The following is a 12,779-nucleotide window of genomic DNA, read 5'->3' on the forward strand; positions in this document are numbered from 1 at the left end:
TCGGAAGTCCCAGAGGGCTCAGGCAGTCTCGTCGCTGACCGTATCGTGGAATTTGGTGAGATCGACCATGCGCCGCCCATCCGGCAGGCGGGAGAGGATGTCCACCAGCCGGTGATTCCACAGGATGCGGTCCGGCTGATAGGAGTGGCGGGCGAAAACCATATCGGCCAAGGTCTCGTCCGTGCCGCTGAGGAGCACGATCAGCTCGCCCTGGCAGGCTTTCAGGCTTTCGGTCGTCTGACCGTAGAGCGGGCTTGTCTCATCGACCCGGTGCATCACCGTCCAGGAGAGGGCGAAGAGGGGGGAGTGCGCTCGCACCAGCGGCAGCTCCCGGAAGCGCCGCATCATCAGGCCTTCCTGTGTGGTGTGCTGCCAGGCATAGGTAAGCGAGACATTGGCCCCCAAGATCTGATTGCCGCGCTGATTGGCGGCACGGAACATCAAGGTCGGAACACCATCGAAATTGGTGATCACCGCGGCTTGGGAGAAGAGGATGCGCGCCGAGGGCCGCGAGAAGCGCGAGAACAACACGCCGGTGATCAGGGCGAGGTTGATGATGCCCGAGAACGCCTCCACAACCACGACCACATTGGCGTAATGGGATTTGGGCACCATCACGCTGTAATTGATCGAGGCGATGGTCTGGACGCTGAAGATGAACGCGTCCCAGAAATTGCCCGGCCGCGCATAAGCGATGCCGCCCGGATCAAGCATGTAGATAAGTGCGAAGACCGAATTGAGCAGCACGAAGAACAATCCCAGCACCGGAATGAACAGCGCCCAGGGAATGGTCAGGATGGCGTGATAGAAATCGGTCCAGCGGGTGTGGTCCTGGCCCTTGATGATGGCAAAGCGCTTCATCCCGCCCGGCGTGATATACGAGCCTGGGGCAGGTGCGGCGCGCCAATTCTTCGGCGAGATGCGGTCAGATAAACGATTAGCCACGGGACTTAAACACGCTCCAGCGGGACTGCGGTTATGGGCAGTCCACGGCTCCATTGGTTTGTGGCTCTATGTATACACAGAGTGGCTGGGCTTTGAGAATGGAGGCGGAAAAACTCTTTCCGCGCTCATATACCACTGTCACCCCCTCGTGCGTCGCGCTTATGCGCGATCCTCTCGGCCGGGGATGACAACGGCTTCTGCGTGATGCCCTTCGCGCCTTGGCGCTTCCAGGCCGTTGTGGGCGATGTTAGAAGCCGTTGAAGCGGTAGGGAGATCATCGCGCATGACGGATGTACGTTTGGGCCAGCGCGAAGATGGCGACAAGATCGCGGCGATGCTGGGAAGGGCATTCATCAACGATCCGGCGATGTCCTTCATTTTCCCGGATCAAGAGCAGCGCAAAACCCGTATGCCGCTGCTCTTTCGCCAGCTCTTTGCCAGTGACCGCAAGGCGGGTGGGGTGATGATGACCCCTGGTGGTGAAGCGGCCACGCTATGGCGCGCGCCCGGCCGTATCGCCATCCCGTTCCTGGAAGAGCTTCTGAACGCCAAGTCGTATCTGAAAGCGTTGGGGCCGCATGTTTTTCGCGCGATGGGGCTTTCGCATGCCATCGAGGCGCAAATGCCAAAGGGCGAGTTTTGGTATCTGCACATCGCGGGCTGCGATCCGGCGGCGCAAGGCAAAGGTTATGGCCGCGCGGTGATCCAGGCAGGGCTTGATCAGCTCGTCAAAACCGACGCCTGCTATTTGGAAACCGGCACCGAGCGCAATCTTGGCTTTTACCGCGCGCTGGGCTTTGAGCTGATCGGCGATTGGCAGGTTCCAGGCGGCCCGCGCCTCTGGTCGATGCTGCGGCCTAAGGCTTAGACGCCAGATACGCCGCCCATATCGTTGAAAGCCCCTGGCCCAGCTTGGCAAGGTAGTCCCAGGTGTAAAGCCCGGTATTATGGCCGTCATCGAAGACGATGCGCACGGCGTAATTGCCCACCGGCTCAAGCGCGGTGATGGCAACATTTTCCTTGCCGCGCACGGTGATCTTCTCGGCGGGACTATGGCCCTGCACCTCGGCGCTGGGCGATTCCACCCGCAGATATTCCGCAGGCAGCTCATAGCTTTCGCCATTCTCGAAGCCGACGCGCAGCGTACGCTTGTCCTTCAACAGACGGATTTCACTTGGCCAGATGTCACTCACTTGAAGTCTCGCTCCGCATCTGAAAGCTGGCGCGCCTCGTCCGGGCGCATGATGGGAACCCCATCGCGAATAGGATAGGCAAGCCCCGCCGCCTTGCTGATCAGCTCCTGATGTTCGCGGTCATAGCTCAAGGGCATCTTGTTGACCGGGCAGACCAGGATTTCCAGCAATTTGCGGTCAGGCTCCATCGCCATGCCTCTTAGTTCAGGGATACCGGTCCTTGCGGGCCCGCGCCGGACATCTCCAAAAGCGCGATCAGCGTATCCACCCGCTCGAGCCAGCCCGGGGCTTCCAGCAGCGCCTGCTTTTCGGCAGGCTCAAAGGGGCAGAGCATGGCAAGCGCATTGACGAGCGTTTCCGGCGGCGCACCCATCACGCTTTTCCAATCGGCCTTCAGGTCGCGATTGGCGAGATAATCCTTCAGCGAGGTGATCAGGCGTTCGCGCGGAAAATCGGTTTCATCCGGTGGCGTCAGATCTTCGCTATAGGTCTCGAAATCCGGGCGAATACGGCGATAGGGCGTGTCGGTGGTGAATTCTTCAACCACCCGGAACCGGCACACCCCCGTCAGCGTGATCATATAGCGTCCGTCCTCGCTCTCGCGAAAACCGGTGATGCGCCCGGCGCAGCCGGTGGCCGAAAGGGCAGGGCGCAGCACTTTGTCTTCGCTTTGCGTGGGCTGGATCATGCCGATCAGCCGCGTGCCCGCCAGCGCTGCATCGACCAGCGCCAGATAGCGCGGCTCGAAGACATTGAGCGGCAACTGCCCGCGCGGGAGCAAAAGCACCCCCGTCAGCGGGAAGATGTCGAGCACATCCGGCAGATCGCCAAGGGTGTTGTAGATAAAGGCCATGGCTTTACGAGAACAGGATCGAGGAAAGCTTGCGGCGGGCGGAGATGGTCCGTTCGTCGGTCGGCCCCATCGCTTCGAACAAGGTCACAAGCTGCTTGCGGGCGGCTTCTTCATTCCATTTGCGGTCACGCTTGACGAGTTCGAGCAGCGCCTCGATGGCGCCTTCGCGGTCGCCATCGGCGTCAAGGGCGAGCGCCAGATCATAGCGCGCCTGATGGTCGTTGGGATTGGCGGCAAGCTTGGCTTCGAGTTCCGTATTCTTGCCCGAAGCCGCCGCCGCCTTTTCGCGCAAGGAAAGCTCGGCATTGACCGCGCGCACGGCCTCGTCATTGGCGTCGTCAGGGCGCACCAGCGCGAGGGTGGTTTTGGCGCGTTCCAGATCGCCGCTTTTGAGGTAGCAGCGCGCCAGACCCGCCACAGCCTTGGGGTTGCCAGGCTCATCCTGCAACACATGGGCATAGGCTTGGGCGGCTTGGCCGATATCGCCCTGCTCGAAGGCCTGCTCGGCAAAGGCGAGAACTTCCGCCGCATGATCGTGGCCGCCGTGACCGCCGCCTTCGCCGATCAGTCCGGCGACGAATTGGTTGAGCTGGCTATCGGGGATTGCGCCCATGAAGCCGTCCACCGGCTGGCCGTTCTTGAATGCGTAAACGGTCGGGATCGACTGAATGCGAAGCTGGCGAGCAATTTCCTGGTTCTCGTCGACATTGACCTTCACCAGCTTCACCGCGCCCTTCGCCTCGGTGACGGCTTTTTCAAGCGCCGGGGTAAGCTGCTTACAGGGACCGCACCAGGGGGCCCAGAAATCCACGATCACCGGTACTTCGCGGCTCGCTTCCAACACATCCGCCGCGAAAGTGGCGAGGCTGGAATCCTTAATGTGGGGATTTGCGCCTTCTTTAGGGGTGGAACCGCCGAGACCAAACAAAGCCATGGTGAAAAATCCTGTGATGCACTCCCCAACATGGGCGCTCGGCAACGGAAAGAAAAGGGGGCGCGCGCTGGGGGAATGCCCACTTTCCCAAGAGGCAGAAAGGCGCAGTGGCGGGGGCGGCAGGAGCTCTTGCACTTGTCGGACAAATTCAGCATAGAGCCATGCGTCCGAAAGGTTTCCGCATGAAAATCACGGCCAAAAATTTCGCGCTAGGCTTAGGGGTATTGGCTCTGGGCTTTCTCTCCGCGGCGAATGCTGCCGTGCTGGACGAACATCGCCTTGCCGCGGCGCATTTCGGGGCGGATGCGCCCTGGTATGAGGGCAATATTCCTTTTTTTGAATCTGCCGACCCAAAGCTCGATCAGGTTTACTATTATCGCTGGCAGATTTTCCGGGCGCATCAGCGCGATCTGGGCAACCTCGGCTATATCTCCACCGAATTTCTGGAAGATGTCGGCTGGCAGCTCGAGCCCTATGCCAGCCTTAACGACGCCACCGGCTTTCACATCTATGAAGGGCGCTGGCTGCGCGACCGGCGTTATGCCGCCGATTACATCGACTTCATGACCTCCGTCGGCAACGACCATCACTTCGCCGAATATATCGGCGATGCGGTCTATGCTCGCGCGCTGGTGGATGGTGACACGGGGTTTGCGGCCTCAAAGCTCGCGGCGTTGAAGAAAAGCTATACCGCCTGGGACGATCACTACGATCCGGCGAAGAAGCTCTATTGGATCATGCCGCTCTTGGACGCGACCGAGTATACCATCGCCTCCATCGATGCGAGCGGCGGCAAGGATGGCTTCTGGGGCGGCGATGCGTTCCGCCCTTCGATCAACTCTTTCATGTTCGCCAATGCTGTCGCGATTGCGCGGCTCTCCGCGTTGAGCGGTGATACGGCCGTGGCAACGGAATATGCCGCCAAGGCCGAAGACATTCGCGCCCACATGTTGGCGGATCTTTGGAACCCGTCCTTTTCGCATTTCATCGACCGCTACAAGGTTTCTAACCAGTTCGTGAAATACTGGGAGCCAATCCGCGGGCGCGAACTTGTCGGCTATGTGCCCTGGGCCTTTGGCGTGGTGCCGTCTGATGCGAAATATGATGCGGCTTGGGCCTATCTCTTATCGCCCGATGGGCTTGGCGGTCCGCATGGCTTGCGCACGGTGGGGCCGTCCTACGAATATTATATGAAGCAGTATCGCTATGACGCAGCGACGAGCTTGCGCGAATGCCAGTGGAATGGGCCGGTCTGGCCGTTCCAGACCACGGCGGTGCTGACGGCGATGCAGAACTTCCTGCAGGATGAGCGCCAGAAGGCGGTGACGCGCACCGATTATCTGCGCCTTTTGCGCCAATATGCGGATCTGCATTTCCAGAACGGCAAGCTCGATCTGGAAGAAGATTACGACCCGGCGACTGGAAAACCCATCGTCGGCCTGCCGCGCAGCCATCACTATTTCCATTCTGGCTTCGATGATCTTGTCATCACCGGCCTCGCAGGTATTCGTCCGCATGAGGATGATGTTCTGGAGGTCAATCCGCTGCTGCCCTCCGACCCCAAGGACCCGCAATATCTGAAATACTTCGCGCTGGAAGATGTGCCTTATCACGGCCATTTGGTGGGTGTGGTGTTCGATGCGGATGGCAAGAAATATGGGCTTGGTGCGGGGCTTTCGGTGTTCGTCGACGGCAAGATCGTGGCGCATGAGCCGGGCTTAAAGCGCGTCCTTCTGCCCTTGCCGCGCCTTGCGCCGCAGCCCGTGGCCCGCCCGATCAATCTTGCGCGGAACCTCAAACTCACCGGCTATCCCCACGCCAATGCCTCCATCAACGCCGATGCGCCGAGCCTTTATCGCGCCATTGATGGGCGGGTGTGGTTCTTCCCCGAAATGCCGCATGGCTGGACGACGGAAGGCGGCGCGGGCGCGCAATGGTACGCGGTCGATTTCGGCAAGCCGACCGCCACGCAGTCAGCGGAACTTGCCTTCTTTGCGGACAGCGCCAAATACGCAGCGCCGGAAAATATCCGCCTGCAAATTCTCTCTGGCGGCAAGTGGCGCGATATCGCCAATGCCAAGCCGGTCGCGAACGGCATCACCAAGCTTCAGTGGTCCTCCGCCCAGGCCGAACAAGTGCGTGTGTCCTTCACCGTGCCCAAAGGCAAGGTCGTGCGGCTGGTGCAGATGAAGGTGTTTTAGCCAATCGTCATGGCCGGGCTCCGACCCGGCCATCCATTTTATCGCCGCACAACATTTGTGTTCGCGCCAGATCCATGCATTGCCTGGATGGCCGGGTCGGAGCCCGGCCATGACGGAAATTGGATTGGGCGAGGGATCCAGTCTGAAGATTTTCCCCTACTTCTCCGGTATCCCCGCGATTACCGGCTGATACCCAAGCGCCTCGATGAAGCGGACAAGGTCATCGGGTGTCACCGAGGTCGTGCGATCATTGCGCAGCGGGTGATAGTTGACCGGATTGTTCTTCAGCATCTCGGCGTCCAGCACCGGGCGAACCTGACGGGTGGTGTCATTTATAAGCGCGAAGGGTGTCACCGATCCGGGGGTGATGCCAAGCGTAGCCACCAGAAGTTCCGCCGAGCCGAAGGAAAAGCGCGGCGCATCGAGCTGTTTGGCGAGCGCGTTCAAATCCACCCGCCGCTGCGCGTCCACCACCACCAGCCATAGTCCGCCTTTTTTATCTTTTAAAAAGAGGTTCTTGGTGTGCCCGCCGGGAATGGTCTCCTTGATGGAGGCTGATTCTTCCACCGTGAACACCGGCGGGTGCGCATAGGTCTTATAGGCAATGCCAAGGGCCTGAAAACGGTTGTACAGCGCGGTTTCACGCGCATCGGCAGAAGGAAGTGTTTCGCTCATTTGCTCATTTCATCAGCATAACTTGCATTTTTGCGGCAGCTTAAATGTGACAGTCCATAAAGCGCCACAAAAACGTAGTGCGCCTGCCACAGCGGCACGTAAAGCGCACATCGCCTAACCGTGTTTTCATTGACACAATTATGCAGCATCCACACATTCCCCGCCAATAACGCTGCGCGTTCCTAAGGCAGTGCAACTGGCTGTCCGAAATTTCGGCATTAGAGGGGTAATATGACGGGTAAAGCGACCCAGATCGGCAAATTCACTTCACTTCTTCTTCTCTCGGCGGCGTTCTGCGGCATTGCCCAGGCCCAGCAGATTGAAGAGGTGACGGTTACCGCGCAGCGGCACGCGGAAAACCTGCAGGATGTGCCGATGTCGGTGGCGACGCTCGACACCAACAAGATCGAATCCATGTTTGCCTCCGGCCAGGATGTGCGCGCGTTGGCGAACTCGATCCCCAACGTCTATGCCGAAAGCTCGAACGGCCGCGTGGCGCCGCGCTTCTATATTCGCGGCCTCGGCAACACCGATTTCGATCTCGCCGCCTCGCAGCCCGTGTCCATCATCATGGACAATGTGGTGATGGAAAACGTCATCCTGAAGAGCTCGCCGATTTACGATCTCGCGGCGGTGGAAGTGGATCGCGGCCCGCAGGGCACGCTGTTCGGCCGCAACACCACGGCCGGTATCATCAAGCTCACCACGGCCAAGCCGACGGATGACTATCAATCCCGCTTCACGGCCTCTTATGGCTCCTTCGGCACCACCAATATCGAAGCTGCAGCCGGTGGCGGCCTGACCGATACGATTTCGGCGCGCATTTCCGGCATCTGGCAGCATCGCGACAACTACATCGACAACGCCTTCCAGAAGACCAACGGCGTGATGGGCGGCTATGACGAAAAGGCCGCACGCTTGCAGGTGCAGTGGAAGCCGGATGACAAGTTCTCGGCCCTGTTCAACGTACATTTCCGCTCGCTGGATGGCACCGCGGCGATCTTCCGCGCCAACATCGTCGACAAGGGCTCCAACAAGCTCAATTCGAACTACGTCTATAACAAGGTGTATTTCGACGGCGGCGCCAACAACCCGCAGAAGTACAATGGCCTCGGTACCTCGGCCGAGCTGGCCTATGATTTCGGCCCGGTCACGCTGACCTCGATCACCGGTTACGAATACACCCACGGTTATAGCCGCGGCGATATCGACGGCGGCAATCCCACCGGTCCGGGCGTGATCTTCTTCCAGTCCGACACGCAGGACGGCCTGGATTATCTGCATCAGTATTCCCAGGAAATTCACCTAGCCTCGAACTCGACCGGTCCGCTCTTCTGGCAAGTCGGCGGCTTCTGGTTCGATACCGATTACCAGGACACGACCAATCCCTTCTATGTCGCCCCCACCGCAGTGCGCCAGACCAACATCTCCTACGCGCTGTTCGGCCAGACGAGCTACCAGTTCACCGACAAGCTGAAGGTGACGGGCGGCATCCGCTGGACCTCTGACACCAAAGGCATGACGGCGAATGGCCCCTTGATGAAGCCGATCACCGACCCGGTGCGTCTGCGCGGTTCCAACATCTCCTGGGACGTGAGCGCCGATTACAGCTTCACGGACGACCTGAAAGCCTATGCCCGCGTAGCGACCGGCTTCCGTGCGCCGTCCATCCAGGGCCGCAATCTCGCTTTCGGCAATGGCTATTCCCAGGCCCGTTCGGAAACCATTACCTCCTATGAAGCGGGTGTGAAGACCGAGCTCCTGGATAAAAGCCTGCGCCTCAACTTCGACGGCTTCACCTATTACGTCCGCAACATGCAGTTCTCGGCGATCGGCGGCGGCTCGAACTCCGTCAACCTGATGAATGCGCGTGCGGGCCTGGCCTATGGTCTGGAAGCCGACGCGGAATGGGCGATCACCAAGGACCTTCTCGTCACCTTGGGCGCCAGCCGCACCGTCACCTCGATCCGCGATCCCAACCTGAAGACGGGCGTCTGCGCCCAGTGCACGGTGACGAACGCGGTGGATAAGGCCGGCAATGCCTATCTCAATGGCAATCCCTTCCCGCAGGCCCCGGATTACCAAGTCCAGTTCACGGCCCGCTATGGCTATCCGCTTGAGAATGGCGGCGAGCTCTTCGCTTATACCGATTGGTGGTGGCAGGGTTACACCAACTTCTTCCTCTACAAGTCGAAGGAGTTCAATTCGAACGGCAATTATGAAGGCGGGCTCAAGTTCGGCTATGTCTTCCCCGACAAGCACTTCCAGATTGCCGCCTATGCGCGCAACATCACCAACCGCAAGAATTTGCAGGGCGGTATCGACTTCGACGACCTCACCGGCTTCGTCAACGATCCGCGCGTGATCGGCATCGAGCTCTCGGCGCATATCCCGTAAGCGGGCGCGTCAGACGCGACAGAAAAGGGCGGGCCGCAAGGCTCGCCCTTATTTTTTTGCGTCAGGAGAGTGCTGAGAAGAGGGCTCTAGATGTGAAAACGGGCGGACCTTTCGATCCGCCCGAAGTTATGCAGTGTGGGCTCGGCGCAGGCCTTGGCCTTCTCGGTCAGGCGCGCGCCGAAATGGCCTATTAGAGGCCAGCAGCCATACGCGTGTAGCTGCCGTTGGTGGCATAGAGGTTCTGCACCAGCGGAGCCTTCACGGACTTCACAGCGGAGTTGATCGCATTGGCGCGGCAGGCGGCGAACTGCTTGGAGGCCAGCGCCGGGGCGACCGAATAGGAGGAGTAGAAATAGGGCGAGTTGCCGCAAGCTTCGTTGGCGGCCTTCTCGATGCGGACCAGGAGGGTCTTCGCACCGGTTTCGGAGGCAAGGTCGAGATCGTGATAGGCGACCTGGACGTCCTTGCGGATGACTTCTTCGGCTTGGGCTGCGCCAGCGATCAAACCAGCGGCGACAAGAGCGGTGCCCACAATCTTCAGCATGTTGTTCTCCTTTGGTTGTTCAGCGGTCCCCATCCGAACCGCCGGAACAGACAACGCTGTCATGCGACGATTTGAAAGGGCCTGACCCCGATCTAACTCCGACTTTTGCCGCGCTGCAACCGACTTTTTGCAGTGCAGCAAAATACCTTTAGATCGCCACAAAAAAGTCGCCCAATCCATTGGCACTAGTGCACAAATTCTGACGTTTACAAAACTGTGCAATAGCGAAAGTATAAGACGTTCGGAGGAGGAAACGCGCAAATCTGTGCTGCAAACGGGTAAGTCCGTTACGGAGCTATTAAGATGCGTGCCGCTTTGGACCAGATTGTTCTGGTGCAAGAGAATGATTTCCAGTTGGGCGGGCTGAAGGTCTGCCCCTCCAAGCGTCTGGTGCTGGCGGGCGGGGCCCGTGAGCTGCTCCAGCCGCGGATCATGCAGGTTTTGGTCGCCTTGGCCCGGCGTCGGGGCGAGGTCGTCTCCCGCGATGAGCTGATGGCCACCTGCTGGGGCGGATTCGCCGTCAGCGATGATGCCATTCACCGCTGTATCGCCCGGATTCGGCGGCTCTCCGAAAGCCATGGCGGCTTCACGCTCGAGACCGTGCCGCGGATTGGCTATCAGCTCATTTGTGACGCACCTGCCAACCAGGATGAAATGCGGGCTGAGGTTGAATGCCCTGCGGACTCAGCCTGCGCGGAGCCTGCGCTGCCGGAAAGCCTATTTCCGCAAACTCCATTCAATAGCTGGAAGGAAAGCCGGGCGGTCTTTGCGATGGCTGGATTTGCTGCTGGCGCGCTTCTGACCGCGGTCGGGTTTATCGGCGCGCGCCTGCTCTAAAGAAGAGATTAGGCCGCGAAGCCCAGCACCGCGCCCAAGGTGAGGGCGATCAGGGCGGCGAGAAAAATAAAGGTGCGGCTCATCTTGGGTCCAAAGCGTTGTCTTGAAACTGCCATATGGTCGGCCACAATGGCGAAATCCGCGCCCCATTAGGGCTAAAGCGTGGTCTTTCTGAACGTTGCAGGTAAGGACTTTCCGTCGTTCTTGTGCCACGTGCAGGTGATGCGGCTTCGCGTTTAGCAAAACGGCCCGCCTTCGTGTGAAAGCGGGCCGCAGCAGCGTTCAGCTATGAACAGCGATCAGGGGACCAAACGGGCAATCCATTCCGGCAGCGCGAAGGCGGCGGCATGGACTGCGGGGTTGTAGTAATCGGTCTTCAGTTTGAGGCGCTTATAAGCACGCGCAGCCTTTTTGATGCCGGCCGGAGTGCCGAGACGCGCCGCGCCCTTACCAGCCCAGGACAGGGTCATGAAGCCGCCAATGTAAGTCGGCACGACCGTCAGATAGAGGCCGGAGCGCGAGAAATGCGTCTTCAGTTCTTTCAGCGCGTCGGTGATTTCCGAAGGCTGATAAAACGGCACGCCGGTCTGGAAAGTGGCGAACCCGCCGGGCTTCAGCGCGTTCTTGATGCGATCATAGAATGTCTCGCCGAACAGCGCCTTGCCCGGGCCGATCGGATCGGGACGATCGCCGATGATGAGATCAAAGCGAGCCTTGTTTTCCTTGCGCGCCAGGAATTCGAAGGCATCCGCCACTTCGATCTTGAGGCGCTTGTCGCGGAAGGCTTTGGCGTTGATTTCGCCAAAATGCTTCTTGCAGTGGGCGATCACGTCACCGTCGATATCGACCAGGATGACTTCCTTCACGCCCTTATGCTTCAGCGCTTCGTCGGCGATGGAAAGGTCGCCGCCGCCAACGATCATCACGCTTTTGACCTTGCCGTGTTCCAGCATCGGCAGATGTGTCAGCATTTCCGCGTAGGCGGACTCGTCGCGGCTGGTGATCTGCACCACGCCGTCCAGCGTCATGACGCGGCCGTTAGAAACCGTGTCGAAAATCTTGATGTGCTGATATTTGCTCTTTTCGTCGACCAGCGGAGCGCCGGCGAGCTCCATCGTCTGGGCATAGCCATTGTGCAGGCGTTCTTTGAAGCTCGTCATAACCCCTCCGTGGTGGGCCTGGTGGAATCCTATAGGTTCCGTGGTTTCGGCGCGGGGCTTTTAGGGCCGAGCCCCCTTCAACACAAGCCCTGTGGCACAAGCGTTTCTAGCTGAGCCTGCCGGGTGATTCTGCCTCTTCGCTCGCGCGAGCTCGTCCCGCGCTCGCTTGAGCCACGTACAAAGCGTGCACAAGGCACGTCTCCGCGGCGTTCGATGACGAAAGCATGGCGAAGGCGTGGCGAAGTGTGCGGAGTCCGGCTTTGCTTAAGCCGCTGGAAAGGAATGTGACGCCAAACGTGGCTCAAGCTGCATCGTTCAGCGCACGCCGCGGCAAAATTTTTGACAGAGGGGTGACAAAGTTCTTGCGTCGGGGGGCAAGGGTCCTATATTTCGCCCCGTTCCCTTCGGGGGACGAAGCGGCACGAGGGCCTTCCCTCGGGCCGCTTTCTTCTTGAGGCGCCCCCCTTCGCAAGGAGAGGGGCACAGGTGTCAATGCTCTGAGAGGGTAGGTGCCAGGATGGCTCGACTCGAACTCGTGGCAGCGATCAAAGAAGCAAAGGCGCCTCGCGCCGGCGCGACTGCGAGGACTGTCCCGGTTCCTATTCCCCCTGGGGATGAGGACCGCAAGGACCACTTCATCAATCGTAACGGACTGACCTATGCGGGAAGTCACCTGATAATCGATCTATGGGACGCCGAGGGTCTCGACGACCGTGATCGGATTGAAGCCGCTTTGATCGATGCGGTGAAGGCAGCGGGGGCGACCCTTCTGCACATTCACCTCCATTGCTTCGAAGGCGGTGGCGGCATTTCTGGTGTCGCCGTGCTCGCTGAGAGTCATATCAGCGTGCACACTTGGCCGGAAAAAGGCTATGCGGCTTTCGACGTCTTCATGTGTGGAGATGCCGAGCCCCGCAAAGCGCTTTCTGTGTTCAAGGAAGCTTTTAATCCAGGTCGCCTGGTGATCGGCGAACATAAGCGCGGCGTGCTCTAATCGGCCTCAAAGCGCGAATTCGTAAAAGGGCGGGAGCGCCAAAATG

At 59.6% G+C, this 12,779-nt stretch carries 13 protein-coding genes; 5 read left to right on the top strand and 8 right to left on the bottom strand.

The features are described from left to right. Nucleotides 1-18: 18 nt before the first annotated feature. Entirely contained in the window at nt 19-945 is a 927-nt protein-coding gene (locus FHS83_RS10840) for an ion channel (RefSeq protein WP_208414488.1), read from the bottom strand. A gap of 283 nt (nt 946-1,228) precedes the next feature. On the opposite strand from FHS83_RS10840, the gene FHS83_RS10845 reads away from it, so the two are divergent. Further along, the gene (locus FHS83_RS10845; protein WP_208414490.1) at nt 1,229-1,813 is read left to right on the top strand and encodes a GNAT family N-acetyltransferase; all 585 of its coding nucleotides are present in this window, start codon (nt 1,229-1,231) and stop codon (nt 1,811-1,813) included. Here the strand turns inward: FHS83_RS10845 and FHS83_RS10850 are convergent. The 4 genes from FHS83_RS10850 to trxA are packed head-to-tail and all read right to left on the bottom strand — an operon-like array spanning nt 1,803 to nt 3,925. Further along, nucleotides 1,803-2,138 (bottom strand): gamma-butyrobetaine hydroxylase-like domain-containing protein, encoded by a 336-nt coding sequence (locus FHS83_RS10850; RefSeq protein ID WP_167082978.1) that lies wholly within the window; start codon nt 2,136-2,138, stop codon nt 1,803-1,805. The genes FHS83_RS10845 and FHS83_RS10850 overlap by 11 nt on opposite strands. Continuing rightward, nucleotides 2,135-2,326, bottom strand: coding sequence for a Trm112 family protein (locus FHS83_RS10855; protein WP_167085427.1), 192 nt, complete (start codon nt 2,324-2,326; stop codon nt 2,135-2,137). The genes FHS83_RS10850 and FHS83_RS10855 overlap by 4 nt, the downstream gene beginning before the upstream one ends. Nucleotides 2,327-2,337: 11 nt before the next feature. After that, nucleotides 2,338-2,991: an LON peptidase substrate-binding domain-containing protein gene (locus FHS83_RS10860; protein WP_167082979.1), complete on the bottom strand. Its 654-nt coding sequence runs from the start codon at nt 2,989-2,991 to the stop codon at nt 2,338-2,340. 4 nt (nt 2,992-2,995) lie between these two features. Continuing rightward, nucleotides 2,996-3,925 (bottom strand): thioredoxin, encoded by a 930-nt coding sequence (trxA, locus tag FHS83_RS10865; RefSeq protein WP_167082980.1) that lies wholly within the window; start codon nt 3,923-3,925, stop codon nt 2,996-2,998. 161 nt (nt 3,926-4,086) lie between these two features. Between trxA and FHS83_RS10870 the strand changes: the two genes are divergently transcribed. Further along, a complete protein-coding gene (locus FHS83_RS10870; RefSeq protein WP_208414492.1) occupies nt 4,087-6,126 on the top strand; it encodes an MGH1-like glycoside hydrolase domain-containing protein in 2,040 nt (679 codons plus the stop codon). Nucleotides 6,127-6,282: 156 nt separating this feature from the next. Here FHS83_RS10870 and FHS83_RS10875 read toward each other — a convergent pair whose 3' ends face one another. Next, complete coding sequence (locus FHS83_RS10875) at nt 6,283-6,801, bottom strand: prolyl-tRNA synthetase associated domain-containing protein (RefSeq protein WP_167082981.1); 519 nt, start codon at nt 6,799-6,801, stop codon at nt 6,283-6,285. 231 nt (nt 6,802-7,032) lie between these two features. On the opposite strand from FHS83_RS10875, the gene FHS83_RS10880 reads away from it, so the two are divergent. Further along, entirely contained in the window at nt 7,033-9,198 is a 2,166-nt protein-coding gene (locus FHS83_RS10880; protein WP_167082982.1) for a TonB-dependent receptor, read from the top strand. A gap of 190 nt (nt 9,199-9,388) precedes the next feature. On the opposite strand, the gene FHS83_RS10885 is transcribed toward FHS83_RS10880, so the two are convergent. Beyond that, the gene (locus FHS83_RS10885) at nt 9,389-9,742 is read right to left on the bottom strand and encodes a UrcA family protein (protein WP_167082983.1); all 354 of its coding nucleotides are present in this window, start codon (nt 9,740-9,742) and stop codon (nt 9,389-9,391) included. Nucleotides 9,743-10,045: 303 nt separating this feature from the next. Between FHS83_RS10885 and FHS83_RS10890 the strand changes: the two genes are divergently transcribed. Beyond that, nucleotides 10,046-10,579, top strand: a complete 534-nt coding sequence (locus FHS83_RS10890) for a winged helix-turn-helix domain-containing protein (RefSeq protein WP_167082984.1) — start codon at nt 10,046-10,048, stop codon at nt 10,577-10,579. A gap of 299 nt (nt 10,580-10,878) precedes the next feature. Here the strand turns inward: FHS83_RS10890 and speE are convergent, their stop codons facing one another. After that, nucleotides 10,879-11,739: a polyamine aminopropyltransferase gene (gene speE / locus FHS83_RS10895; protein WP_167082985.1), complete on the bottom strand. Its 861-nt coding sequence runs from the start codon at nt 11,737-11,739 to the stop codon at nt 10,879-10,881. Nucleotides 11,740-12,256: 517 nt separating this feature from the next. Between speE and speD the strand changes: the two genes are divergently transcribed. After that, nucleotides 12,257-12,733 (top strand): adenosylmethionine decarboxylase, encoded by a 477-nt coding sequence (speD, locus tag FHS83_RS10900; RefSeq protein WP_167082986.1) that lies wholly within the window; start codon nt 12,257-12,259, stop codon nt 12,731-12,733. Nucleotides 12,734-12,779 lie beyond the last annotated feature (46 nt).

Origin of the sequence: Rhizomicrobium palustre, assembly GCF_011761565.1 — a bacterium.
Taxonomy (GTDB): Bacteria; Pseudomonadota; Alphaproteobacteria; order Micropepsales; family Micropepsaceae; genus Rhizomicrobium; species Rhizomicrobium palustre.